This is a genomic window from Croceivirga lutea (assembly GCF_014235875.1).
Classification (GTDB): Bacteria; Bacteroidota; Bacteroidia; order Flavobacteriales; family Flavobacteriaceae; genus Croceivirga; species Croceivirga lutea.
Genome location: NZ_JACJUK010000012.1, coordinates 1 through 24,406 on the forward strand (window position 1 = coordinate 1; position 24,406 = coordinate 24,406).

A 24,406-nucleotide genomic window follows, 5' to 3' on the forward strand; every position below is an offset into this window, starting at 1 on the left:
CATGTTCCCGTGATGCCATTGTTCGATGTGGTTGGTAAACCTCCTAAGTCTACCTGCTCATCACTACAGATTTCTACCGCATCAAAAGTCGGGGTAACCGCATCTGTAACATTAACAACCAATTCTGTAGTAGTGGCACATTCTTCTTCAGCTGGGGTAAAAGTGAAAACTCCATTGTCCTCACTCCATGTTCCCGTGATGCCATTGTTCGATGTGGTTGGTAAACCTCCTAAGTCTACCTGCTCATCACTACAGATTTCTACCGCATCAAAAGTGGGGGTAACCGCATCTGTAACATTAACTACCAATTCTGTAGTAGTGGCACATTCTTCTTTGGCTGGGGTAAAAGTGAAAACTCCATTGTCCTCACTCCATGTTCCCGTTATACCATTGTTCGATGTGGTTGGTAAACCTCCTAAGTCTACCTGCTTATCACTACAGATTTCTACCGCATCAAAAGTCGGGGTAACCGCATCTGTAACATTAACAACCAATTCTGTAGTAGTGGCACATTCTTCTTTGGCTGGGGTAAAAGTGAAAACTCCATTGTCCTCACTCCATGTTCCCGTGATGCCATTGTTCGATGTGGTTGGTAAACCTCCTAAGTCTACCTGCTCATCACTACAGATTTCTACCGCATCAAAAGTCGGGGTAACCGCATCTGTAACATTAACAACCAATTCTGCAGTGGTAGCACATTCTTCTTCAGCTGGGGTAAAAGTGAAAACTCCATTGTCCTCACTCCATGTTCCTGTTATACCATTGTTCGATGTGGTTGGTAAACCTCCTAAGTCGACCTGCTCATCACTACAGATTTCTACCGCATCAAAAGTCGGGGTAACCGCATCTGTAACATTAACTACCAATTCTGTAGTAGTGGCACATTCTTCTTCGGCTGGGGTAAAAGTGAAAACTCCATTGTCTTCACTCCATGTTCCTGTTATACCATTGTTCGATGTGGTTGGTAAACCTCCTAAGTCTACCTGCTCATCACTACAGATTTCTACCGCATCAAAAGTGGGGGTAACCGCATCTGTAACATTAACTACCAATTCTGTAGTAGTGGCACATTCTTCTTCGGCTGGGGTAAAAGTGAAAACTCCATTGTCCTCACTCCATGTTCCTGTTATACCATTGTTCGATGTAGTTGGTAAACCTCCTAAGTCTACCTGCTCATCACTACAGATTTCTACCGCATCAAAGGTTGGGGTTATTTGTTCTTCAATTACTATCTCTATTTCCGTAAAAGGTCTACAATTAGAGTCGGTCAACTGAGGATCATCTATATCTAAAATAGCATAGGCATAATATGTTCCTGGTGTTAATCCTGAAATACCTTCTGTAGAAGTGGCATTACCACCATTAGGTGTGACTGCAATTCCTAATTGTACACCTCCGCCATCGTAAGGGTTTCCTTGAGGAGTGTTGAACAGGTAAAACTCAATGTTAACATCGGGAATATCAGTAGTTACACTTAAGAACTGCCCTTGATTATCCTCACAAGTTGTAAAATCTGCGGTTTCATTACTTAAGGTAGGGCATGTAAAACATTCCGGTGTTGTTATTTGTGTGGTTGTTGTACAACCGTCGGCATCACGAACAACAACTGTGTATGTTGTTTCCGGTTCTAAATCAGTTCTGTTTTTTTGATCATCAAAATCTCCTGTTCCATCATCGCTCCAATCATAAGAAAAAGGAGAATTACCACCAGAAACAGTTAAATCAATATTTGTTAAATTATTTGAATTACATTCTGCTGCTGCTACAGCATTTAACGGTGGAACCACATTTATTGTTGGATTATCATAACAATACTTACCATTAGGATTATTTTGTGGAGTTACTGGGGATTCTCCATTGGCAGCAGTCCATACTAATAAAATGTTATCTAGCACCAATGAACTACCACAGATAAATGTAACCTCTCCATAATCAAGTACTTGTTGACTACCAACCTGTTCTGAGCTTTTTAAAACGGGCCCTGAAGAACGAGAAATCTTACACATTTGAGAACTTCCATCTGGTAATGTTTCCGTTAAATCTGCAAATACTCCAAGAAACCTATTAGCACTATTAGTGCCATGGTCTATGGTAATAAGTAAATTAGCAGTTATCTCATCACCTGTATCGCAAGAATTACAAACATCACCAGTGTCTAAAGAAGCTCCTAAAATTACAATGTCATTTGCTGGGCACTGCCCTGCGATGTATTCAGAATTTCCTCTTAAATCAACCTGATCTTGTGGAATTGGGTCCTGAGGACAAAAGTTTTGTCCAAAAGCTGAATTAATAAAAAAGAATAAAAAAAGAAATAGAAAATTTTTAAATCTTTTTAAAGTAGTTTTTTGCATGGTACAGTGTTTTAGAAATTAGTACCATAGCTAATTATGTTTACGATATAAATAAGTTTGGGGTCTTATTTATTCCTTTACAACTAATAAAGCGGGGGAAGAATAACTTTTACTAAAGTAATGTTAAAAGAAAAGTATGCAGTATATCGATAAAAAAAATCGACGAACTACACGCTAATTCCTTGAATTACACTTCTTACTGCTTGAACTGTAATATAAGCAGTATCATTTACGACGTCTAGTAGACCTTTTCTGATTTTCTGCTTCTTCCATCATTTCACGCATTTTTTTCTGGAAACGGTTTTCCTTTTTAGGCTTTTCTTTATTCGCCTGAATTTTAGCGTGAATTTTATCATCATTTATAATTACATTCTTAATCACTAACATAATACCAATGGTAATTAGGTTAGAAATAAAGTAGTATAAACTTAATCCACTAGCGTAGTTGTTAAAGAAGAATAACATCATCAGTGGTGATAGGTACATAATAAACTTCATATTTGGCATACCTGGCTGCTGCTGCATTTGCATTGTTTGGCCGGTGGTAAGTGTCATATAAAAGAATATGGCTACAGATGCTAAGATGGGAAATAAGCTAACGTGGTCTCCATAGAAAGGAATACTAAATGGCAATTCAGCAATTACATCATATGAACTTAAATCTTCTGCCCATAAAAAAGACTTTTGTCTTAAATCAAAGGCGGTTGGAAAGAACATAAAGAGCGCATAAAAAATAGGCAACTGTAATAAAGCCGGTATACATCCACTCATAGGATTAACCCCCGCTTTGTTGTACAGCTTCATAGTTTCTTGCTGCTTTTTCATAGCGTTATCCTTATATTTTTCATTAAGCTCAGTAATTTCAGGTTTTAAAACCTTCATTTTAGCTTGTGATAAATACGACTTGTAGGTAACTGGTGATAATGCCAATCGCACTGCAATGGTCATTACAATTATTGCAATTCCATACGGCAAGAAAGAACTAAGAAATCCAAAAAATGGTGTAAATACGTTACGGTTAATCCATCCAAAAATTCCCCATCCAAAAGGAATAGAATCTTCTAGATTAAACTCGTCGTATTGCTTTAAAACCTTTAAATCTGTTGGCCCATAATACCAATGCATATTGTATGCTAATTCTCCGCCAGTTAATTCTAAAGGTGCTTTAGTGGTATATTCCTTAGTAAACTTAGTTTCTTTACTTTCTTCTTCAACCAAATTAGCAGATGTAAATTCTGCCGTTTTAAAGGCATTATTTGTTGCAAGTATTGAACTAAAGAAATGTTGTCTATAAGACAACCAAGTAACATCTTCTTCTACCTCCTCATCTAAATCGCTTCTTTCAGATAACTTACTTACTTTACCTTCATGCATGTAAGTAAGTCTTGTGTATCTATTTTCGTATTGAACGCTTTTGTTGTGGCGAATACCTTTTAATTTCCATTCCAAATCAATTGGTTTGCTGGAGTTTAAAATTTGACTTAACCCTTGAGAGCGAATGGTAAAATCAACCAAATAATTGTTTGGTTTCATTTCATATCGGTATTCTAAAAACTGACCTTGACCTGCTTTTGCTTTTAAAGAAAGTACTTGATTTTCACCATTTTTGGTAAGTGTGGGTTCAAAAAATAAATCCTTTGTATTTAAAACTCGGTTATCGCTTGTAGAAAAGTTTAATCCAAAGTCAGCATTACCGTCTTTTATTAAATAAACCGGTAAAGAGTCATACGTAACAAACTGTTTTGGTAGGGCTTCAACAATTTGCCCGCCTTTATTAGCTATTCTTAGAAATAGCACATCATTTTCTAAAACAGTTTCTTCATTACTTACCTGAGTAACTCCAAAAGCACCTACTTTTTGTTGGTAATCAGAAACCGCAACAGAATCTGTAACATCTAGTTGTGGTACTGTCTCTTGTTCTTTAGTGGTTACCAGTTTATTAAGACTATCTTGTTTGGCAGCTTCTAACTGTTCTTGCTTGGCTTTTTCAGCAGCTAATTCTTCTTGTGATGGTTGTTTTAAGTACATCCATCCTAATAGTATTCCAAAAATCAGCACAAAGCCGATGATGGATTTTACATCCAATTTCTTTTCTTCCATGAAAATTCTAATATGCAGTATGGCTTTTCAGCCCGCAAATATATATCCAAATAAATACTTTATGCCAAACTGGCATTTGTTTGTTTCTTTTTTTGATTGAGTACTGCTTTAACAAAGCCCACAAATAAAGGGTGAGGGTTAGCAACTGTACTTTTATATTCTGGGTGATACTGAACACCTACAAACCAAGGATGCGAAGGAATTTCAACAATTTCTACTAATCCGGTTTTTTTATTTATTCCAGATGCAACTAAGCCAGCCTCTTCAAACTCAGTTTTAAATTCATTGTTAAATTCGTAACGATGTCTATGGCGTTCAGAGATTTCTGAAGCCCCATATATTTCATGAACAAGAGTATTTGGTTGTAACTCGCAATCCCATGCGCCTAAACGCATAGTACCACCCATATCAGTAATCGACTTTTGTTCTTCCATTAAACTTATCACAGGATATTTGGCGTCTTCATTCATTTCTGTTGAATTGGCTCCTTCTAATCCTAGAACATTTCGTGCAAATTCAATTACCGCCATTTGCATACCCAAACAAATTCCTAAAAATGGTACATCATTTTCTCTTGCGTATTGTACAGCTAATATTTTACCCTCAATACCACGCTCACCAAAACCAGGTGCCACCAATATACCATCTAAGCCCATTAATTTTTTATCAATGGTTTTTGTAGACAAATATTCAGAATGAATAGAACGTACATTCACTTTTACCTCGTTTTCGGCACCAGCATGGGTAAAAGATTCTAGTATTGACTTGTAAGAATCTTGAAGTTCAACATACTTACCAACCAAACCAATTGTTATTTCGTTTTTAGGATTTTTATGGCGTTCTAAAAATTGATTCCATCTAGATAAATCTGGTTCAACCTCATCAGAAAGATTTAATTTTTTGAGGGTTACTGTATCTAAACCTTCTTTCTGCATTAATTGTGGAACATCATAAATAGTAGAAGCATCTATTGATTGTATTACCGCTTCTTTTTTTACGTTACAGAACAGTGCAAGTTTTTCTCTTTTTTCATCAGAAATATCATGTTCTGTTCTACAAACTAAAATATCTGCTTTTATACCACTCTCCATCAGAGTTTTAACAGAATGCTGTGTTGGCTTAGTTTTTAATTCACCAGCGGCAGCCAAATAAGGAACTAAGGTTAAATGTATTACTATAGCGTTATTATCACCTAATTCCCATAAAAGTTGACGAACAGATTCTATGTACGGTAAAGATTCTATATCACCTACGGTTCCACCAATTTCAGTAATAACAATATCGTAATCACCACTTTTACCAAGTATTTGAATACGCTCTTTTATTTCATTGGTAATGTGCGGAACAACCTGTACTGTTTTTCCTAAAAACTCACCTCTACGTTCTTTCTGTATTACACTTTGGTAGATTCTACCTGTAGTAACGTTATTGGCTTGTGAAGTTCGAACATTTAAAAAACGTTCGTAGTGGCCTAAATCTAAATCAGTTTCTGCGCCATCATCAGTAACATAACATTCACCATGTTCGTAGGGGTTTAAGGTGCCAGGGTCAACATTTATATACGGGTCTAATTTCTGTATGGTAGTTCTATAACCACGTGCTTGTAAAAGCTTTGCTAAAGAAGCTGCAATTATTCCTTTTCCTAATGAAGATGTTACGCCACCCGTAACGAAAATGTATTTGGTTTCGACCATTCTGGTAAGTATTGTTACGGGGCACAAAGGTATAAAGATTAAAGTGAACCAGAAGAGTTTTACCTAGGAAAATCTCGCTGTAATTTCTTAATTATTGGTTCTAAGCCATCTGACTTAACATCTAACATTGTTCTTAGATGTTCACCCAACTTACCAGTAGGAAAACCTTTTTGTTTGAACCACACAAGATAAGCTATGGGTAAATCAACCAAGTATCTCCCTTTATATTTACCATAAGGCATTTTATAGTGTGCTAGCTCTAAAAGTTTTTCTTTATCTGGTTGAATATTCAATGCTTTATTACTTTTATTTAACACTGTAAATATAGTTCTCCTACCATTCTAAAATGGTATGAACTAATAGCTACTACTTTAATTTGTATCTTTCTAAGGAATAACGACTAAACCATGAAAAGAAGAAACTTTATTACTACCTCTACTCTTGCAGGAGCTGGCTTAGCCTCACTACAAGTTAATGCAAAGGACCTTGGAACTATTGAAACAACAACACTAAACGGCAATATTAACCATAGCGTTTGTCGTTGGTGTTACTCTAAAATTCCTATGGAAGAGTTTCTTCAACATTTAAACACCTTAGGAATTAAAGCAATGGATTTAACAGGCCCTGAAGACTGGCCATTGATGAAAAAATACAATATTCATGCATCTATGTGTTGGGGTGCCGGAAAAGGCATTGTAGAAGGTTGGAATAATCCAGCGTTGCATGATGAGCTTATTGCGGACTATGAACAAATGATACCCAAGGTTGCTGAAGCTGGTTATACCAATTTAATTTGCTTTAGTGGCAACAGAAACGGAATGGATGATTTAGAAGGACTTATTAACTGTGCAGATGGTTTAAAAAAGATTATGGGCTTAGCTGAAAAGCACGGAGTTGTACTGCAAATGGAACTTTTAAACTCTAAAGTTGATCATGCAGATTATATGTGTGACCATACTAGTTGGGGTGTAAATCTTTGCAAGGCTATTGGTTCAGATAATTTTAAGTTGCTTTACGATATTTATCACATGCAAATAATGGAGGGCGATGTTATTCGTACCCTACGAGAAAATAAAGACTACATTGGCCATTACCATACAGGCGGCAATCCGGGTAGAAATGAAATAGATGAAACCCAAGAACTTTATTATCCTGCAATTATGGAAGCAATTGTTGAAACGGGATATAAAGGGCATGTTGCGCAAGAGTTTATTCCAACTTGGAAAGACCCAATTTCAGCTTTAAAAGACGGAATTACACGCTGCGATGTATAAGATTTAATTACTGAATTCTGAACTTTCTAAAAGGGCTTTTTCAATTTTTTTTTGCCAGCGTAGCTGAGCTTTTAAATTTCTAGAAAAATCTGTTTCCCAGTCGTATCGTTCTTGATAAGAAGCCAATTCGTGCAGCACATTTTGATAGATTTCTCTTACTTCTGCTTTTACATTATCAGAGAAAGAAGTCTCTTGTAACTGTTTACGCATTTTACGCGCATACAACTCTGCAATATCAAAATGTAATTGTTCATGATTTAGCGTTACAGAATCACAAACAGCAGGTTTGTACCAAGATTCTTGAGGATAAAAAAAGGCATCAACCTTAAAATCTAAGGTAACTTCATTAAACATTAAATTAGCAGAGTATTCATAACTAATACCGCTAGCGGTAGTAGCTGCGGCAACTGCGTCTGGTGGAACTGGGCCTTTAAAATATTCCCAACTAAGTCTAAAATCTTTTGACCACGATATAGATTCTTGTATGTCTTGACCATAAGTTATTGTCATGGAGAAAACAGCAAGTAGCGGTAAAAAGAATTTTAGTCTAATATCCATTTATATGTTATTACTTTCTCTATGTCTGGATGCAGACTATAAAGAACCGGACAGGTATCAGCAATACGCTGTAATATCTTCTGATTTTTTTCAGCTACCCCTTTGGGCAACTCTAAATTTACTTCAATTTTAGAAATACGTCTTGGGTCAGCAGCCATATGTTTAGTTACGGCAGCAGTGGCTCCTGATAAATCTATTTTTAAGTCTCTTGCTTTAATACCCATCATTGTTAGCATGCAAGAAGCTAAACCTGTAGCCACAGTATCGGTTGGTGAAAATGCTTCACCTAAACCATTGTTATCAACGGGAGCATCGGTAACAAATTCATTTCCTGAACGTAGGTGTTTGCAAGTGGTTCTTAAGTTACCTTGATACGTTACCTTTGATGTCATCTTCTTCTTTTAATTGAATTATTTTTAAATCATCGTACTGCATTAAATAGGTAGCTTGATTGTAGTAGCCATTAGTATGGTTAGTAAAATAATCAAACTTATTACCACTGTATTCAGTTGTTCCCACAAATTGCGAGGCAAAAAACAGATTTTTCTTAAATGCAAGTTTTAACAAAATATCGTAAGTAACATCAAACCCTTTTACCGCATAACGGTCTGGATCATAACCAAACTTTTGATTAAAATCTCTTACGAAAGAATCGTTTTTAAACCCTTTGTATTCTGATGGAAAAGTAAATTTTAGATTGGATAAGTGCGGCTTAGAGATCGATGAAGCTTGAAAAGCCCTGTCATAATTTGTGGTAAACATGCGAACGCTATAATCCAATTCTGTATTGGCTGCATTTAAAATAGATATAATGCTCGAAGCTAAGTTAGCATCAGAAGTTTCTACAAAAACCCAATGCGTTTTATTTTTCATTAACATTGCTTCAAAATCAACTAAATGCAACGAACCATCTTTGCTCATTTTAGCTACTCGCGCAAAAGGTAAAACCTTAACAATAGAATCTCTAACTGCTTGATGTTTGGCATCAGCAATCACAATTATTTCTTCATTTTTTCTTTGGGTTTTTACGAAGTTCAGCAAACGCTCTCTAAGAATATCATCTTTAGGATTGGCATAGAAAATATTATCAAAGCCTAAAATGCTAGACGATGCAAATGGTGCAATAACCGGAACAGCCTTTTCTGTTGACACACTTTTGTAGGCAATTTCTGGTAATAAACTAGGGTCTATGGGGCCAACGATAGCATCAAAATTTTGAAGTGAGTTGGTTGCCAAATAATTACGAACCTTGTTAACATCTCTTTCTGTATCTACAAACTTAGCGTTTATAGAAAGGCCCATTTTCTTAAGTGAATCTAAAGCTACTAATGCTCCACTATAAAAACCTAGAGCTCCTCTAGTATCTTTTACTCTAGTTACCCATGCTTTTGCTTTATCTTTATTTGCAAAATCTACTTTATTAATTCTAAAAGGTAGCATGAATAAAACATTAGGTTGGTTATCAATATTGATACTATCAACCAAATTTATTTTGTCTAATACTAAAGCATTTTTTACCTGTAGATTACCACTTTTCTTTTTTGGCACTTTTAAAACCATACCAGCTTTAACACCATTCTCTAATTCAGGATTAAATAAGAAAAGGGAGTCTTTAGATATTTCTAAAACCTTTGTAAGTCTAAAAATTCCTTGTTGTGGTTTTACAATATAGAAATTGAAGTTATCTACGTTTACTTCCTTATTTTCAGCTCTTTTCTTAGGCAATCTTAAAACCATACCCTCTTTTAATCCACCGGCCTCTGTTATTTGTGGGTTTAATTTTATAATAGAATCTGCAGAAATACCATAATTCTGGCTTACTCTATAAATACCTATTGATTTTGGAACTGTGAACGACTCGTAAACAACAGAAACTTGCTTTGCTAAACTATCTCCTTTTGGTCTAGGAACCTTAAGCATTTGACCATTTGCTAAATACGTAGAGTTTTTATCTAACTGCGGATTTAATTGCTCAAGACTATCTAAAGAAATACCAAATTTATTTGCTATGCTCCATCTAGTCTCTTTAGGCTTAACCATATATTGAAGCATTTCTAAATCTTGCTCAGTAGGGTCTTTTGGCTTAGGGTATTTAGGTATTTTAAGCACCATCTTTTTTTGCAATGGCTCAGAATACAAATTGGTATTGTATCTTTTTATTTGCTCTTCTGTTACGCCATATTCTTTTGCCAGACGGTAAAGTGTTTCTTTACGTTTTACTTTATGTTCTACAAAACCAATTGGTTCTACCTGTTCTTTTGTCTTGTCGTCTACGTTTTCATCTGTTGCAGCAGTTGAAGACACTAAAGGTATTACTAGATAGGTATTAGGTTTTAAATCCTCAACATTTTTAATTTCAGGATTTTGCTGAAGAATAGCGTAAGGTGTAACTCTATATTGCTTAGCAATACCATAAATAGTTTCACCTTCTTTAACCGTATGGTATTTAAATTTTTCTTGTGCTTGAAGTTGAAAAGTCAACATAACAAACATCAATAAAAACGCACAGCTTTTAACTGTTATCTTTAATTTTTTCATTCCCATTCAATAGTTGCTGGTGGTTTTGAACTAATATCATACACCACTCTATTAACGCCTTTTACCTTGTTAATTATTGTATTCGATATTTTTTGCAGGAATTCATACGGTAAATTTACCCAATCTGCTGTCATACCATCTGTACTTTCTACAGCTCTAAGTGCGACACATTTTTCATAGGTTCTCTCATCTCCCATTACTCCTACACTATTTACGGGTAAAAGCATGGCTCCGGCCTGCCAAACTTTGTCGTATAGGCCAAAATCTTTTAATCCGTTTATAAAAATGGCATCAACCTCTTGTAACATACTAACTTTTTCTGCCGTTATATCTCCAAGAATTCTAATACCTAAACCAGGCCCTGGAAATGGATGCCTGCCTAAAATACTTTCTGGCATTTCTAAGCTTCTACCAACTCTTCTAACCTCATCTTTGAATAATAAATGCAAAGGCTCCACCACTTTCAACTTCATGTAATCTGGTAAGCCACCTACATTATGATGACTTTTAATAACCGCTGATGGTCCACCACTTGCAGAAACAGATTCTATTCTATCAGGATAAATAGTTCCTTGTGCTAACCATGTAGCATTCTCAACTTTATGGGCTTCATCATCAAAAACTTCAATAAAAACCCTACCAATAATTTTTCGTTTGGTTTCAGGATCATCTTCACCTTTTAATGCTTCCAAAAAGCGTGCCGAAGCATCTACACCTTTTACATTAAGCCCCATGCCTTTGTACTGCTCAAGTACATCTGAGAATTCATTTTTACGTAATAATCCGTTATTAACAAAAATGCAATGTAATTGTTGACCTATAGCCTTATGCAGTAACATCGCAGCAACACTGCTATCTACCCCTCCTGAAAGACCTAGAATAACACTTTCATCTCCAATTTTTTCTTTTAATTCTGCAACCGTGGTATCTACAAAAGCATCTGGCGTCCAGTCTTGTTTTAAACCTGCTATATTCACAAGAAAGTTTTTTAATAATGCTGTACCTTCTGTGGTATGATAAACCTCAGGATGAAACTGAATACCATAGGTTACTTCTCCGTCTAGCTTATAGGCAGCATTGGCCACATCTTCTGTACTTGCTAAAAGTGTGGCGTTTTCTGGTAATTGCTTTATGGTATCACTATGACTCATCCAAACTTGACTACCATCAGAAATACCTTCTAAAAACGGTTCGTTCTGTTGTAAACTATGCAAATGTGCTCTGCCGTATTCTCTAGTTGCAGAAGGAGCAACTTCACCACCAAAATAATGTGCTAAAAATTGCGCTCCATAACACACCCCTAACAGTGGCATTTTACCTTTAATATTTGATAAGTCTGGAGTTGGAGCTTCTGCTGACCTTACCGAAGAAGGAGATCCAGAGAGTATAACCGCACTAAAATCTGATAAATTACTTGGTATTTTATTGTATGGTTTAATTTCTGAATAAATATTAAGCTCTCTAACTCTTCTGGCTATCAATTGAGTGTATTGCGAGCCAAAGTCTAGAATAAGTACTTGATTTTGCATGGCCAAAAATAACAATTTGAACTCTTTAGCAACCTATCTTTTGGTATATTTACTTATCAAAATTTTCTTACAATGAAACACCTCTCAGCAATTGTCTTTTCATTGGCTATCATAATAGCAGCCTTATTTTTAGGTAATGCCTACGTTAAAAGGGCAAGACCACAACAAGTTATTTCAACCACTGGCCTGGGTTCAGAAAATTTCACTTCTGACCTAATAGTATGGGAAGGTCAATTTTCAGCATTTAGTCCGGTTCTAACATCTGCCTACGATGAGTTAAACAGGCAAAAGAAAATTGTTCAAGATTACCTAATTTCAAAAGGTATTAATGCCGAAAATATCATATTTAGCGCTGTACAAACTAGCGAACAACGAGATAATAAATATGAAAACGGCAATTATATTGGCAGTGTATTTAGAGGCTATGCCCTATCACAATCTGTAAAAATAGAATCACCAGAAGTTGCAAAAATTGAGGGTATTTCTAGAGAAATTACAGAATTATTGAATAAAGGAGTTCAATTTAACTCTTCACCTCCACGCTATTATTATACCAAGCTTGCCGATTTGAAAATTGAAATGATTTCTAAAGCCACCGAAGATGCAAGAATTAGAGCCGAACGCATAGCAGAAAACGCTGGCGGACAATTAGGCAACCTTATTTCTGCTAGAATGGGGGTTTTTCAAATTACTGGGCAAAATTCTGGTGAAGATTATAGTTGGGGTGGTTCTTTTAATACTTCGGATAAAAAAAAGACAGCAACTATAACAATGCGGTTAGAATACAATGTTAAATAGTTTGATACCCGAAATAAGAATTTAAATTTGCGCTTCCAAACTAAAAACCAATGATCAAAGGATTTATTTTTGATTTAGATGGTGTTATCACAGATACCGCCGAATTACACTTTCAAGCCTGGAAAAATTTAGCTGACCAAGTTGGATGGAATTTTGACCGCGAGGTTAATGAAAAACTTAGAGGAGTATCTCGTATGGACTCTATAAATATTATTAGAGCTCATAATAATGCTGAAGTTGACCAAGAGGAATTAATAGAATTGGCCAATAAGAAAAATGCTATTTATGTTGAAAGCTTAAACCAGATAACCCCTGATGATTATTTAGAAGGCGCTGAAGGTTTATTAAAAAATCTGCGTGTTGAAGGTTTTTTAGTGGCATTGGGCAGTGCTAGCAAAAATTCAACTAAGGTTTTACAGCAATTACAAGCCAACAAATACTTTGATGTTATTGGCGATGGTAATAGTGTTAGTAAGAGCAAGCCCGCTCCAGATATTTTTCTATATGGAGCTGAAAAATTAGGTCTTAAGCCTGAGCAATGTATTGTTTATGAGGATGCTGAAAGTGGTGTAGATGCCGCCAAAGCTGGTGGTTTTTACGCTGTGGGTATTGGACCAAAAGAAAGAGTTGGTCATGCAGATGTTAGGTTTGACACCATGAAGGAAGCCACACTATTTGAGATAAAATCAAAATTCAACGATTTATTCTAAAACATAAAAGCCCCGGGAACCACTCCGGGGCTTTTTAATAAAATCAAAACCAACCTAAACACATGAATTAATAACTAATTCAATATTAAAGTTTCAATTACTTGTTCAAAGCAATTTTATCTATAAACAACTTAAAGACTAATTACCCTACCTTTAAAGGGTAATTTTTTAAAAAAAAATTGAATTTGCTTTCTGATATTTTACAAACCTCTAAAAACGAAATGGTTAACGGCGTAAAAATTAAAGGTCATCCTTTTAGATTTTTTACATTCGCTACCATAAATCAACAGAAACCTAGTATAAGAACTGTGGTTTTAAGAAAAATAAAAGACGATTTTACGCTGATTTTTTATACTGATGCCCGTTCTTCAAAAATTAAAGATTTATCAGAAAATCAAAATTGTAGTGCGTTATTTTATCATCCAGAGAAAATGATTCAACTAAAAATTGAGGGACAAGCTTTTTATACTGCTGACCAAAATGAACTACAAGACTTGTATAATGAAATTCCGACAGCATCTCGTAAAGACTATATAACCTCAACCGCCCCTGGAACCAAATTGACTAATCCAGACAACTTGCAATATCTTGATGAGAGAAATTATTTTGCCTTGGTAACTATAAAACCAAAACGAATAGAATATTTAGCCTTAAAGAGACCCAATCACATAAGAGCAGAATTCTTACCTAATAACCATGATTGGGTTGGACGGTTTTTAGTACCTTAAGATGGTAAATTCTTGCTGAAGTGGATTAAGATTTTCAAATAGGCTAGCGATGAATTCATCCCCTAACTCCAAATAAATTTGCGAAAAATTCCACTGCCGTTCTTGTAAAGACTGGTTCGGAAAAAGAGTATTTTGCAAACTGGATAACCTTACTACATGGTCTTTTAGTTTTCTCTTTTGCGCTTTTAACAATCGTTTTTCTAAATTATCCAGACCCTTTTTCTGCTTTACCTCCTGCGCCTTAACCGCTCCCAAAAAAGATTTATCGGTCATTTTCGCTAATTTGTAAAGACTTTCAAATTGAGTTTCTAACAATTTCTTTTGAGGAGTAAAGTCAATATCTATGTTAGATATTTTTCGAATTTTTTTATTGATTAATTGGTTTTGATTTAAAAATAAGTCTTCAAAACTTAAGTCCAAGCCTTCCATTTTTTTTGCTTCTTTCTCTGAAACCATTAAAACAGAATTCCGCAATAGTAACATTGGAAAAGTAACCCCTAGGTGTTCAAAAGAGGTTTTTAGTTCTAGCCAATACGCTAGTTCTCCCCCACCACCTATATAACATAGGTTAGGTAAAATTACTTCTTGATATATTGGGCGTGCAATCACATTAGGGCTAAATCTCTCAGGAGAATTCTCTATTTCTTTGAGCAATTCGTTTTTTGTAAACTGTATGGCTGTGTCATTAACAAAAAAACTTCCATCTCTTTCTACCAATCGTTCTCGCAACCCATCTTTGAGGTAGAAATAATTAATTTCTCGCGGATTTACTTGAATAGGATAATCTTCTGAGGCTAATTGCAATTTGGCTATGGTATCATTGACGGCATTAAATGAGGTGTTTTCAAAAATATCCTTCTTAATATAGGGTACAAGTAAAGATTTAAGTGCTTTATCATCTCCATCAACTATTACCAAACCTTTCTCACCAAACAAGCTATTAACTAAATAACGAGTAGCTTCTGTAAGATTATCTTTTTTTAAATAAGCCTTCTCAAAAAGTTGAGCTAATTCTTTTGCCAAATCAACATGACCTAGTTCTTGCTGTAGCAATTCAAAAACATCTTCTAAACCGTTCAATTCTAATCTACCTACTGCACCTTTTTTATCTTGATTCCATTGGAACTTTTTTCCGTTTAAATTAAAAAAGTTGATTTCATCAAAATCATGGTCTTCTGTAGCCATCCAATACACTGGTACAAAATTGTAATTGGGATACTTTTTCTTTAACTGTAGCGTAAGATTAACGGTAGAAACAATCTTATAAATAAAATATAGTGGACCTGTAAACAAGTTTAGTTGGTGTCCAGTTACCACAGTAAAAGTGTTGTTCTCTTTTAAATAATTAAGATTTTCTTTTGTACTATTTGAAACTTTATGAGAATTATACTGGGCTTTTAAAGCGTCAACTAAAGCTAATCTACTAGTAGTAGTAAAATTTGCAGATTTCTCTTTTAGCTGTGCCTCAAAATTTTCTAAGGTTGGAAATCTGTTATAAAAAGGATTAAGTGCTTCTTTTGTAGCTAAGTAATCACAAATTAGTGTTGAAAAATATCCGGTTTTCGCAAAGGGTATACAGTCTACCTCCATTCATTTAAAAAAAGAGTTTAAATATACGTTACTTAAAAATTATGAATCCTAAAGAATACGTTAATTGCTTAAGTTGCTTTTTAATCTTAGCTTTACGATTCTACCAAATTACATATTTATGACTCGATTTTTACTTGTAATCGTTCTACTTTTATCATTCACTATTCAAGCTCAACAACTTAAAACTCCTTCTGAATTTTTAGGGTACGAATTGGGTACTGAATTTTCAAGACATCATGAGGTTGTTGATTATTATAAATATTTAGCTGAAGTAGCTCCTGAACGGGTTAAACTTATTGAGTATGGTGAAACGTATGAACGTCGACCATTACTACTAGCCTATATTTCTTCAGCTGAAAATATGGCTAATCTTGAAAGTATTAGGCAAGAACACTTAAAAGCCTTAACAGGAGAAAGTGATACAAACAAGGCTATTGTTTGGTTAAGTTATAATGTTCATGGCAACGAGAGTGTAAGTACAGAAGCTTCTATGAAAACCATACACACGCTTTTAACTTCAAAGAGTGCTTATTTAGAAAACACAGTTGTAATTATAGATCCTTGTATAAACCCAGATGGTCGTGACCGTTACAGTAATTGGTATAATCAATACAAAAATGCACCACATAATGTTGACCCAAATAGTAAGGAGCATCATGAAGGTTGGTGGTCAGGTAGAAGTAACCATTATATGTTCGACCTTAATAGAGATTGGGCATGGCTAACACAGAAAGAAAGCCAGCAACGCTTAAAAATTTACAATACATGGATGCCCCATGTACATGTAGATTTTCATGAACAAGGGGTGAACAATCCCTATTACTTTGCACCTGCAGCAGAACCTTACCATGAGGTAATTACCAAATTTCAGCGAGATTTTCAGGTTACCATTGGTAAAAATCACGCAAAATATTTTGATAAAGAAGGTTGGTTTTATTTTACAAAAGAAGTTTTTGATTTATTCTATCCTAGCTACGGAGACACCTACCCAACTTATAATGGCGCTATTGGTATGACATATGAACAAGGAGGTAGCGGCAGAGCTGGTTTAGGCATCATCACTAATATTGGCGATACACTAACACTTAACGATAGAATTGCCCACCATTACACTACAGGTTTATCAACGGTAGAAGTGGCGCATAAAAATCAAGAAAAATTGAATAATGAATTTCAAAAATTCTTTAAATCGAAAAACTACAAATACAAAAGTTATGCATTAAGCGGAAATAAAGATAATATTGACAAATTAGCACAGCTATTAGCTGACCACCAAATTGAATACGGGTTTTCTAATGGTGGTACTATAAAAGGATTTAATTATAAAACTGGTAATCAAGGAAGCATTTCTACCAATGATAATACCTTAATAATTTCCACTAATCAGCCAAGAGGTACCATGGTTAAAGTATTATTTGAACCAGATGCCAAACTTAGTGATTCTTTAACTTATGATATAACAGCATGGTCTTTACCTTATGCTTATGGTTTAGATGCAATAGCTTCAACTTCAACTTTTACTAACATAACTAGCAAAACTAACAAAGGCTCGATTTCAATTCCGGAAACAGATTACGCCTACGTAACAGACTGGAACAGTTTAAAAGACGCTGCTTTTTTAGCAGATATATTCAAGAAAAATATACGTGTTAGAAAAACATATCATCCTTTTACCTTGGAGGGTAATTCTTTTGAAAGAGGTAGTTTACTAATAACGCTTTCAGACAACGAAAGTGTTAAAGATTTAAAATCAAAACTTCAAGCAAGTGTTTCCAAATTTAATAAAGACCTTACCGCCGTAAGTACGGGCTTTGTTGATTCTGGTAAAGACTTTGGTTCGAGATATGTAGAAATGATTACCAAACCAAAAATTGCTATGTTTTCAGGAGAACCTACTTCTACGCTGCGTTTTGGTGAGGTTTGGCATTTTTTTGAACAACAACTTGAGTATCCAGTTACAATCATTGATTCAGACTATTACAATAGGGTTGATTTAGATGGTTACGATATTTTGATTTTACCCGATGGTAGCTATGGTAATTATTTTAATGAAGCGCAATTAAAAAAATTAAAATCCTGGGTAGCTAAAGGCAGAAAACTCATAGCTATGGGCGGCGCAATTAATGCCATTGATGGTGATAATGGATTTTCAATTAAAGAAAAAGAAGAAGAAGAGAATTCTTCTAAAAACAAACCAAGTCCGCATCAAGATTTGCAAAGAGAACAGATTCAAAGCGCAATTACCGGAGCCATTTTTAAAGCCACAGTAGACAACACAAATCCGCTAGCATATGGTTACAATCAAGATTATTTCACCCTTAAATTAGGCAGTAATGCTTATGAATTTTTACCTGTTGGTAATGCCGTGTATTTAGAAGATAACACAAAACCAGTAGCAGGTTTTGCAGGTAACTTAGCGCAAAAGAAAATAAATAACACCTTAGTATTTGGTACAGAGTGGCACGGTAGAGGTCAAGTAATCTACATGGTAGACAATCCTTTATTCAGAGGTTTTTGGGAGAATGGAAAGTTATTTTTTGCAAATGCCTTGTTCATGGTAGATTAACTTTATGAATTTAAAAGGGATACATCATACAGCTATTATCTGTTCTAATTATGAAAAGTCAAAGCATTTTTATACTGAAATTTTAGGGTTAACAATTTTAAAAGAAACTTACAGAGCAGAGCGAAACTCTTACAAGTTAGATTTGGCCATAAATCAACAGTATTGCATTGAGTTATTTTCTTTTCCCAATCCACCTAAAAGAGTTTCTAGACCAGAAGCATGTGGCCTAAGGCATCTGGCTTTCAAAGTAGATAACATTCATAGCAGTATTGAAGCTCTAAATTCTAAAGGAATTTCAACAGAACCTATTAGGATTGATGAAATTACTGGTAAGAGTTTTACTTTTTTTAGCGACCCAGATAATTTACCCTTAGAACTTTACCAAACGTAAAGTCCTTAATTCAAATGATTTAACAATTTCTATCGGTATTAAATTGTACTTTTAAGTAAAACATTTAATTACGAAGAAAATGAAAATGATGAAATTGCTGAAAATCGTAAACATAGGTTTTTTATGGTGCCCACTACTACTTTTTGCTTTACAAAACACTACCTCAAATTATAAACAATTTGAAGGTGAAGTTATTGATACTGATACAGGAAAACCCTTAATTTTTGCAACCCTTACAGTTGAAAATTCAAACATTAGTACCATAACAAATACTGAGGGCGATTTTATTTTAAAAGTACCTCAAGAGCTTTTAGAAAATAATTTAGTTGTTTCGTTTCTAGGTTATACTACGAAAAGGGTTGCTTTAAATGATCTTACGACCATTAAAAATAGAATCACTTTAAAAGCTTCAATTGTTGAACTTACCGAAGTTGACGTTAATGCTCCTAAAAACGCCCGTGTATTAGTAGAAAGAGTATTTTTTAATAAAGGAGATAATTACTTTAATTCGCCTACGGTGATGACAGCGTTTTATAGAGAAACCATAAAAAAAAGACGCAAAAATGTATCCTTATCAGAAGCTGTTGTAAACGTTTATAAAACGCCTTATTATAGTAATCGAAGAGATGCTTTACAGCTTTATAAAGCACGTAAAAGTACAGATTATGATAAGTTAGACACCATTGCTTTAAAATTACAAGGTGGACCGTACAATACATTATACACAGACCTTGTTAAATATCCAGACATTGTATTTATAGACCAAAATTTTGATGATTATAATTTCAGGTTTGACAGGTCTACAACAGTGAACAACAACCTTGTCTATGTCATTGCTTTTGAGCAGAAAGAATCCATTTCTGAACCTTTATATAAAGGCGAACTATTTATCAACGTAGAAAACCAAACCTTAACTTCTGCCGTTTACGAACTTAACATCACTGATAGAGAAATGGCCGCTCGTTTATTCGTACGCAGAAAACCTGCAAAAGTTGATGTTTGGCCCACAAAAGTAGCTTATCGGGTAGACTATAGAAACAAAAACGGAAAGTGGTATTATGGTTACAGTAATGTCTACCTAGAATTCAAAGTGGATTGGGCAGATAAGTTATTTAATTCTGTTTATAGTATGACAGCGGAAATGGCCATTACAGATTGGAACCCAAATACAACAAATGAATTACCTAAGAACAAAGAACGTATAAGGACTTCGATAATTTTGGCTGATGAAGCTAGCGGTTTTTCTGACCCTGAATTTTGGGGTGAATACAACATTATTGAACCAGAAAAATCAATTGAATCGGCTATAAAGAAAATTCAGAGACAATTACGAAGAGCTGAAAGAAAAAGTGCTGCAAAACCATAAAACCCCCAAAACATAAAACGCTGTTTTGGAGACTCATCTTAAAATTTTATTTTTTAAATTCTAGGATTGTTTTTGTAATAATAGCTACACAATCCTTTAATTGTTCTTCTGTCATTACTAAAGGTGGTGCAAATCTTATAATATTACCATGCGTTGGCTTGGCCAACAAACCATTTTCTTTTAAGGCTACACAGATTTCCCAAGCTGTAGAACTGTCTTCAGAGTCGTTAATAACAATTGCGTTTAATAAACCTTTACCTCTAACCAACTTTACTAAATTGGTTTTTTCAATAAGCTTATTCATTTCAGCTCTAAAAGTTTGACCTAGCTTTTCAGCATTTTCAGCTAACGCTTCATCTCTAACCACCTCTAATGCAGCCATGGCTACCGCACAAGCCAATGGATTACCACCAAAAGTCGAACCATGATTTCCTGGCTTAATAACTTCCATAATCTCATCATTAGCCAAAACAGCAGAAACTGGAAAAACACCTCCAGATATTGCTTTACCAAGAATTAGAACATCTGGCTTCACATCTGGTGTACCAGAGCAGTTTTTGTCTGCACAATTACAATTTCCGCAACTAGCTAATAGTCTACCAGTTCTTGCAATACCCGTTTGAACTTCATCGGCTATAAACAATACATTTTTTGCCTTACTCAATGCATGTGCTTTTTTTAGATAGTCTTCATCTGGCACAAATACTCCTGCCTCACCTTGTATTGGTTCTACTAAAAAAGCAGCAACGTTCTCATCTTCTAAAGCTTGAGTAAGGGCCTCAATATTGTTGTGAGGAATAGTTATAAAACCTGGGGTAAAGGGTCCAAAATTTTCTGTTGCCACAGGGTCGTTTGAGGCTGAAATTATTGAAATAGTTCGTCCATGAAAATTGTTCTCACAAACAATAATTTTTGCCTGATTTTTAGCTATTCCCTTTTTTTCATAAGCCCATTTTCTCGAAAGTTTTAAGGCAGTTTCAACTGCTTCTGCTCCAGTATTCATCGGAAGCAGCTTGTCAAAACCGAAGTACGCAGTTGCAAATTGCTCAAATTTGCCAAGCATATCGTTGTAAAAAGCTCTTGATGTTAAAGTCAACTTTTCTGCCTGTTCTTTTAAGGCACCAATAATTTTTGGATGACAATGTCCTTGGTTTACCGCTGAATAAGCAGAAAGAAAATCGTAATATTTTTTTCCTTCTACATCCCAAACAAATACGCCATCACCTTTACTTAATACTACAGGTAGTGGATGGTAATTATGTGCACCATACTTGTTTTCTAAATCAATTGCTTGCTGTGATGTTAATTCTTGTAAAACAGCCATTTTAATAAAATTTTGAAGTTGTTAAAATGTCCATTCCTTCTGCACCTTTATTCTTCCGAGAGTTCGAAAAAGCAGCGTGGGAGAGAAATCATCCCTATGAGGCTCAAAGTTAAGAAAACTAAAAAAAGCGTTCTAAAAAGTGACTAAAAATAATTTTTGGTTTCTAAACTATCACTAACACTATTAACTATAAAAATGGAATACTTAGAGAACATTATGAAAAGTATCTCTGATTCAGTCGGAGATTTTCTACCCAGCACAGTTGGTGCAATTTTAATAATACTTATTGGTTGGTTTGTTGCAGGCTTATTAAAACGCTTGATAACCAAACTCCTTAAACGAACCGGAGTGGATGAAAAAATGAAAAGTGATAAGGTAACCCTGTCTAAATTTATTGGAAAACTTGTTTACTTTTTAGTAATGATTTTTGTCTTTATGCTTGCATTAGAAAAACTTGGAATGCAAAGCGTTTTAGACCCTGTAAAAAATCTTTTGAACGGATTTTTAGAATTTATTCCAAATATTATTGGAGCTGGTTTAGTTGGTTACATAGGTTATATGCTAGCAACTATTGGTGCTGAATTCGTTGGTATGTCTGGGGAAACCATTGTAAAATTCTCTCCAAAATTAGGGATTAAACATGGGTTCAATCTTGTTGACATTCTCAAGAAAGTAGTTTTTATCTTCATATTTATTCCATTATTGATAGCAGCATTGAATATTTTAAATATGGATGCTATTTCAGAACCAGCAACATCTATACTTACTCAGTTTTTTGATGCAGTTCCAAAAGTATTACTAGCAGCTTTTATATTGATGCTTTTTATTATCGGTGGTCGTTATTTAGCGCAATTATTAAAAGACCTATTAGATAGTATGCAACTAGATAAAATAACCAAGCAAATGCAGTTAGATGACATGTTTTACAATGTTGATATCGCAAAACTACTTGCTAATATTGCCTATTTCTTTATTGTAATTTTTGGATTGTTAACGGCAATTGAAAAATTAGAATTTCAAGAACTAACACAAGTCTTAGATACGGTAACTGCAATTTCTGGTAAAATTCTATTTGGATTAGTAATCATTCTAATTGGAAATTGGATTTCGATATTAGCAAAAAATGCATTCGCTAAGAACGAAGAAAATAAATTTGTTGCAACAGTTATCAGAACTGCTATTCTGGCCATCTTTTTAGCCATGGGATTAAAAACTATGGGTATGGCTGATGACATTATCAATCTAGCCTTTGGTATTACTTTAGGTACAATAGCAATAACAATAGCACTTTCTTTTGGTTTAGGTGGCAGACCTGCTGCAGGAAAACAGATGGAAAAAATCTTAGATAAATTCAATTCTAGCTCCAAATAGTCAAAAGTTGATAATTCACTTAGTTGTTATTTAATTTTTGAACTCTGGGTTTTTGCCCAGAGTTTTTTTTTACAACGTATTTTTGCGCATGCGAAAAAAGAATCGAAGAAAACTTTTTGAAAAAATTGAAGTTTTAGATGCTGGTGCAAAAGGCAAATCTATAGCCAAAGCCCCTGACGGAAGAGTAGTCTTCTTAAAAAATGCCGTACCCGGAGATGTTGTAGATATTCAAACCTACAAGCAACGAAAAGCTTTTTTTGAAGGCGAACCGGTACACTTTCATAAAAAGTCTGATAAGCGGGTAGAACCCTTATGTGAGCATTTTGGAAAATGTGGCGGATGCAAATGGCAGAACATGGGGTATGAGCATCAGCTATTTTACAAACAACAAGAAGTAGAAAATAATTTAAAGCGAATAGGTGGTATTGAATTACCTAAAGCAACACCCATATTAGGTTCAAAAAAACAGTATTTCTACAGAAATAAAATGGAGTTTTCGTTTTCTGATTCTAGATGGCTGTCTTTAGACGAAATACAATCAAATAAAGAAATTAAAGACCGTAACGCTCTAGGTTTTCATATGCCCGGTATGTGGGATAAAATTCTAGATATTAAAAAATGTTATTTACAAGCAGACCCGTCTAACGCAATTAGAAATTTTATAAAAGAATTTGCAGTCTTAAATCAACTAGATTTTTTTAATCCAAGAAATCAAGAAGGTTTATTGCGTACGCTTATGATTCGTACCACATCTACCGGAGAAATAATGGTTTTACTACAATTCTTTAGAGAAGAAAAAGCAAATAGAGAATTGCTGCTAAATGCAATTGCTGAAAAATTCCCTGAGATTACATCACTACAGTATGTAATAAACGCAAAAGGTAATGACACTATCTACGACCAAGAGGTAATTTGTTTTAAAGGAAGAGATTACATTGTTGAAGAAATGGAAGGTTTAAAATTTAAAATTAATGCCAAGTCTTTCTATCAAACCAATTCTGAACAGGCATATGAACTGTATAAAGTAACTCGAGATTTTGCAGAATTGTCAGGTGATGAATTGGTGTACGATTTATATACAGGAACGGGAACAATTGCGCAATTTGTTGCCAAAAAAGCAAAAAAGGTTATCGGTATAGAATCTGTTCCTGAAGCTATTGAAGATGCAAAAAATAATGCCTTGGAAAACAACATTACCAATGTAGCGTTTTTTGTTGGTGATATGAAAACCGTTTTTGAAGATGATTTTGTTGAAAAACATGGTACCCCAGATGTAGTAATTACAGACCCACCCAGAGATGGTATGCACAAATTGGTAGTTGCGCAATTGCTTAAAGTTGCACCTAATAAAATAGTTTATGTAAGTTGTAACAGTGCTACACAAGCAAGAGACATAGCTTTACTTGATAATTTGTATGCAGTAGAAAAAATACAGCCAGTAGATATGTTTCCGCAAACCCATCATGTAGAAAATGTTATTCTTTTAAAAAAACGCAAGTAGGTAACCTATTGAATACT

General features: G+C 34.7%; 18 protein-coding genes and 1 pseudogene. 9 read left to right on the top strand and 10 right to left on the bottom strand.

What is annotated here, in order from left to right:
* From H5V42_RS14935 to H5V42_RS14950, 4 genes and pseudogenes are all read right to left on the bottom strand, one after another.
* Positions 1-2,351: pseudogene (locus H5V42_RS14935) on the bottom strand (hypothetical protein); the annotation flags it as partial.
* 225 nt (positions 2,352-2,576) lie between these two features.
* On the bottom strand, positions 2,577-4,451 hold the full coding sequence (gene yidC / locus H5V42_RS14940) for a membrane protein insertase YidC (protein WP_185783985.1): 1,875 nt from the start codon (positions 4,449-4,451) through the stop codon (positions 2,577-2,579).
* 59 nt (positions 4,452-4,510) lie between these two features.
* Positions 4,511-6,145, bottom strand: coding sequence for a CTP synthase (locus H5V42_RS14945; protein WP_185783986.1), 1,635 nt, complete (start codon positions 6,143-6,145; stop codon positions 4,511-4,513).
* Positions 6,146-6,204: 59 nt separating this feature from the next.
* Positions 6,205-6,462, bottom strand: coding sequence for a DUF3820 family protein (locus H5V42_RS14950; protein ID WP_390809482.1), 258 nt, complete (start codon positions 6,460-6,462; stop codon positions 6,205-6,207).
* A 90-nt stretch (positions 6,463-6,552) separates the two neighbouring features.
* Between H5V42_RS14950 and H5V42_RS14955 the strand changes: the two genes are divergently transcribed.
* Complete coding sequence (locus tag H5V42_RS14955) at positions 6,553-7,419, top strand: hydroxypyruvate isomerase family protein (RefSeq protein WP_185783987.1); 867 nt, start codon at positions 6,553-6,555, stop codon at positions 7,417-7,419.
* Between the two features lie 3 nt (positions 7,420-7,422).
* Here H5V42_RS14955 and H5V42_RS14960 read toward each other — a convergent pair whose 3' ends face one another.
* Genes H5V42_RS14960 through guaA form a run of 4 tightly spaced genes read right to left on the bottom strand, consistent with a single transcriptional unit; the run spans position 7,423 to position 12,044 of the window.
* Entirely contained in the window at positions 7,423-7,977 is a 555-nt protein-coding gene (locus tag H5V42_RS14960) for a DUF922 domain-containing protein (protein ID WP_185783988.1), read from the bottom strand.
* The gene (locus tag H5V42_RS14965; RefSeq protein ID WP_185783989.1) at positions 7,962-8,369 is read right to left on the bottom strand and encodes an OsmC family protein; all 408 of its coding nucleotides are present in this window, start codon (positions 8,367-8,369) and stop codon (positions 7,962-7,964) included. Before H5V42_RS14965 ends, H5V42_RS14960 begins: the two co-directional genes overlap by 16 nt.
* Positions 8,341-10,515: a LysM peptidoglycan-binding domain-containing protein gene (locus H5V42_RS14970; protein ID WP_185783990.1), complete on the bottom strand. Its 2,175-nt coding sequence runs from the start codon at positions 10,513-10,515 to the stop codon at positions 8,341-8,343. Before H5V42_RS14970 ends, H5V42_RS14965 begins: the two co-directional genes overlap by 29 nt.
* Positions 10,512-12,044, bottom strand: coding sequence for a glutamine-hydrolyzing GMP synthase (gene guaA, locus H5V42_RS14975; protein WP_185783991.1), 1,533 nt, complete (start codon positions 12,042-12,044; stop codon positions 10,512-10,514). The genes H5V42_RS14970 and guaA overlap by 4 nt, the downstream gene beginning before the upstream one ends.
* Positions 12,045-12,116: 72 nt before the next feature.
* Between guaA and H5V42_RS14980 the strand changes: the two genes are divergently transcribed.
* The 3 genes from H5V42_RS14980 to H5V42_RS14990 all read left to right on the top strand — a co-directional run bounded on the left by H5V42_RS14980 (position 12,117) and on the right by H5V42_RS14990 (position 14,280).
* On the top strand, positions 12,117-12,842 hold the full coding sequence (locus H5V42_RS14980) for an SIMPL domain-containing protein (protein ID WP_185783992.1): 726 nt from the start codon (positions 12,117-12,119) through the stop codon (positions 12,840-12,842).
* 50 nt (positions 12,843-12,892) lie between these two features.
* Positions 12,893-13,552, top strand: a complete 660-nt coding sequence (gene pgmB, locus H5V42_RS14985; RefSeq protein WP_185783993.1) for a beta-phosphoglucomutase — start codon at positions 12,893-12,895, stop codon at positions 13,550-13,552.
* Positions 13,553-13,731: 179 nt separating this feature from the next.
* The gene (locus tag H5V42_RS14990) at positions 13,732-14,280 is read left to right on the top strand and encodes a pyridoxamine 5'-phosphate oxidase family protein (RefSeq protein ID WP_185783994.1); all 549 of its coding nucleotides are present in this window, start codon (positions 13,732-13,734) and stop codon (positions 14,278-14,280) included.
* Here H5V42_RS14990 and bshC read toward each other — a convergent pair.
* On the bottom strand, positions 14,269-15,870 hold the full coding sequence (gene bshC, locus H5V42_RS14995; protein WP_185783995.1) for a bacillithiol biosynthesis cysteine-adding enzyme BshC: 1,602 nt from the start codon (positions 15,868-15,870) through the stop codon (positions 14,269-14,271). The two genes, H5V42_RS14990 and bshC, sit on opposite strands and share 12 nt — an antisense overlap.
* 118 nt (positions 15,871-15,988) lie before the next feature.
* Between bshC and H5V42_RS15000 the strand changes: the two genes are divergently transcribed.
* From H5V42_RS15000 to H5V42_RS15010, 3 genes are all read left to right on the top strand, one after another.
* A complete protein-coding gene (locus tag H5V42_RS15000; protein ID WP_185783996.1) occupies positions 15,989-18,436 on the top strand; it encodes a M14 metallopeptidase family protein in 2,448 nt (815 codons plus the stop codon).
* A gap of 4 nt (positions 18,437-18,440) precedes the next feature.
* Entirely contained in the window at positions 18,441-18,827 is a 387-nt protein-coding gene (gene gloA2 / locus H5V42_RS15005; protein ID WP_185783997.1) for an SMU1112c/YaeR family gloxylase I-like metalloprotein, read from the top strand.
* Positions 18,828-18,915: 88 nt separating this feature from the next.
* Positions 18,916-20,193, top strand: a complete 1,278-nt coding sequence (locus tag H5V42_RS15010; RefSeq protein ID WP_229665705.1) for a carboxypeptidase-like regulatory domain-containing protein — start codon at positions 18,916-18,918, stop codon at positions 20,191-20,193.
* Positions 20,194-20,239: 46 nt separating this feature from the next.
* Here H5V42_RS15010 and rocD read toward each other — a convergent pair whose 3' ends face one another.
* On the bottom strand, positions 20,240-21,517 hold the full coding sequence (rocD, locus tag H5V42_RS15015; RefSeq protein WP_185783999.1) for an ornithine--oxo-acid transaminase: 1,278 nt from the start codon (positions 21,515-21,517) through the stop codon (positions 20,240-20,242).
* Between the two features lie 195 nt (positions 21,518-21,712).
* Here rocD and H5V42_RS15020 point away from each other — a divergent pair, with 195 nt between their 5' ends.
* Both H5V42_RS15020 and rlmD read left to right on the top strand, forming a co-directional pair.
* Positions 21,713-22,888, top strand: coding sequence for a mechanosensitive ion channel (locus H5V42_RS15020; protein ID WP_185784000.1), 1,176 nt, complete (start codon positions 21,713-21,715; stop codon positions 22,886-22,888).
* 88 nt (positions 22,889-22,976) lie between these two features.
* Positions 22,977-24,389: a 23S rRNA (uracil(1939)-C(5))-methyltransferase RlmD gene (rlmD, locus tag H5V42_RS15025; protein WP_185784001.1), complete on the top strand. Its 1,413-nt coding sequence runs from the start codon at positions 22,977-22,979 to the stop codon at positions 24,387-24,389.
* Positions 24,390-24,406 lie beyond the last annotated feature (17 nt).

Excerpts from the sequence above, each read along its gene's own strand:
- yidC (WP_185783985.1), bottom strand. The coding sequence starts at position 4,451 with ATGGAAGAAAAGAAATTGGATGTAAAATCCATCATCGGCTTTGTGCTG.
- H5V42_RS14945 (WP_185783986.1), bottom strand. The coding sequence starts at position 6,145 with ATGGTCGAAACCAAATACATTTTCGTTACGGGTGGCGTAACATCTTCA.
- H5V42_RS14955 (WP_185783987.1), top strand. The coding sequence starts at position 6,553 with ATGAAAAGAAGAAACTTTATTACTACCTCTACTCTTGCAGGAGCTGGC.
- H5V42_RS14960 (WP_185783988.1), bottom strand. The coding sequence starts at position 7,977 with ATGGATATTAGACTAAAATTCTTTTTACCGCTACTTGCTGTTTTCTCC.
- H5V42_RS14965 (WP_185783989.1), bottom strand. The coding sequence starts at position 8,369 with ATGACATCAAAGGTAACGTATCAAGGTAACTTAAGAACCACTTGCAAA.
- H5V42_RS14970 (WP_185783990.1), bottom strand. The coding sequence starts at position 10,515 with ATGAAAAAATTAAAGATAACAGTTAAAAGCTGTGCGTTTTTATTGATG.
- guaA (WP_185783991.1), bottom strand. The coding sequence starts at position 12,044 with ATGCAAAATCAAGTACTTATTCTAGACTTTGGCTCGCAATACACTCAA.
- H5V42_RS14980 (WP_185783992.1), top strand. The coding sequence starts at position 12,117 with ATGAAACACCTCTCAGCAATTGTCTTTTCATTGGCTATCATAATAGCA.
- pgmB (WP_185783993.1), top strand. The coding sequence starts at position 12,893 with ATGATCAAAGGATTTATTTTTGATTTAGATGGTGTTATCACAGATACC.
- bshC (WP_185783995.1), bottom strand. The coding sequence starts at position 15,870 with ATGGAGGTAGACTGTATACCCTTTGCGAAAACCGGATATTTTTCAACA.
- H5V42_RS15000 (WP_185783996.1), top strand. The coding sequence starts at position 15,989 with ATGACTCGATTTTTACTTGTAATCGTTCTACTTTTATCATTCACTATT.
- gloA2 (WP_185783997.1), top strand. The coding sequence starts at position 18,441 with ATGAATTTAAAAGGGATACATCATACAGCTATTATCTGTTCTAATTAT.
- H5V42_RS15010 (WP_229665705.1), top strand. The coding sequence starts at position 18,916 with ATGAAATTGCTGAAAATCGTAAACATAGGTTTTTTATGGTGCCCACTA.
- rocD (WP_185783999.1), bottom strand. The coding sequence starts at position 21,517 with ATGGCTGTTTTACAAGAATTAACATCACAGCAAGCAATTGATTTAGAA.
- H5V42_RS15020 (WP_185784000.1), top strand. The coding sequence starts at position 21,713 with ATGGAATACTTAGAGAACATTATGAAAAGTATCTCTGATTCAGTCGGA.
- rlmD (WP_185784001.1), top strand. The coding sequence starts at position 22,977 with ATGCGAAAAAAGAATCGAAGAAAACTTTTTGAAAAAATTGAAGTTTTA.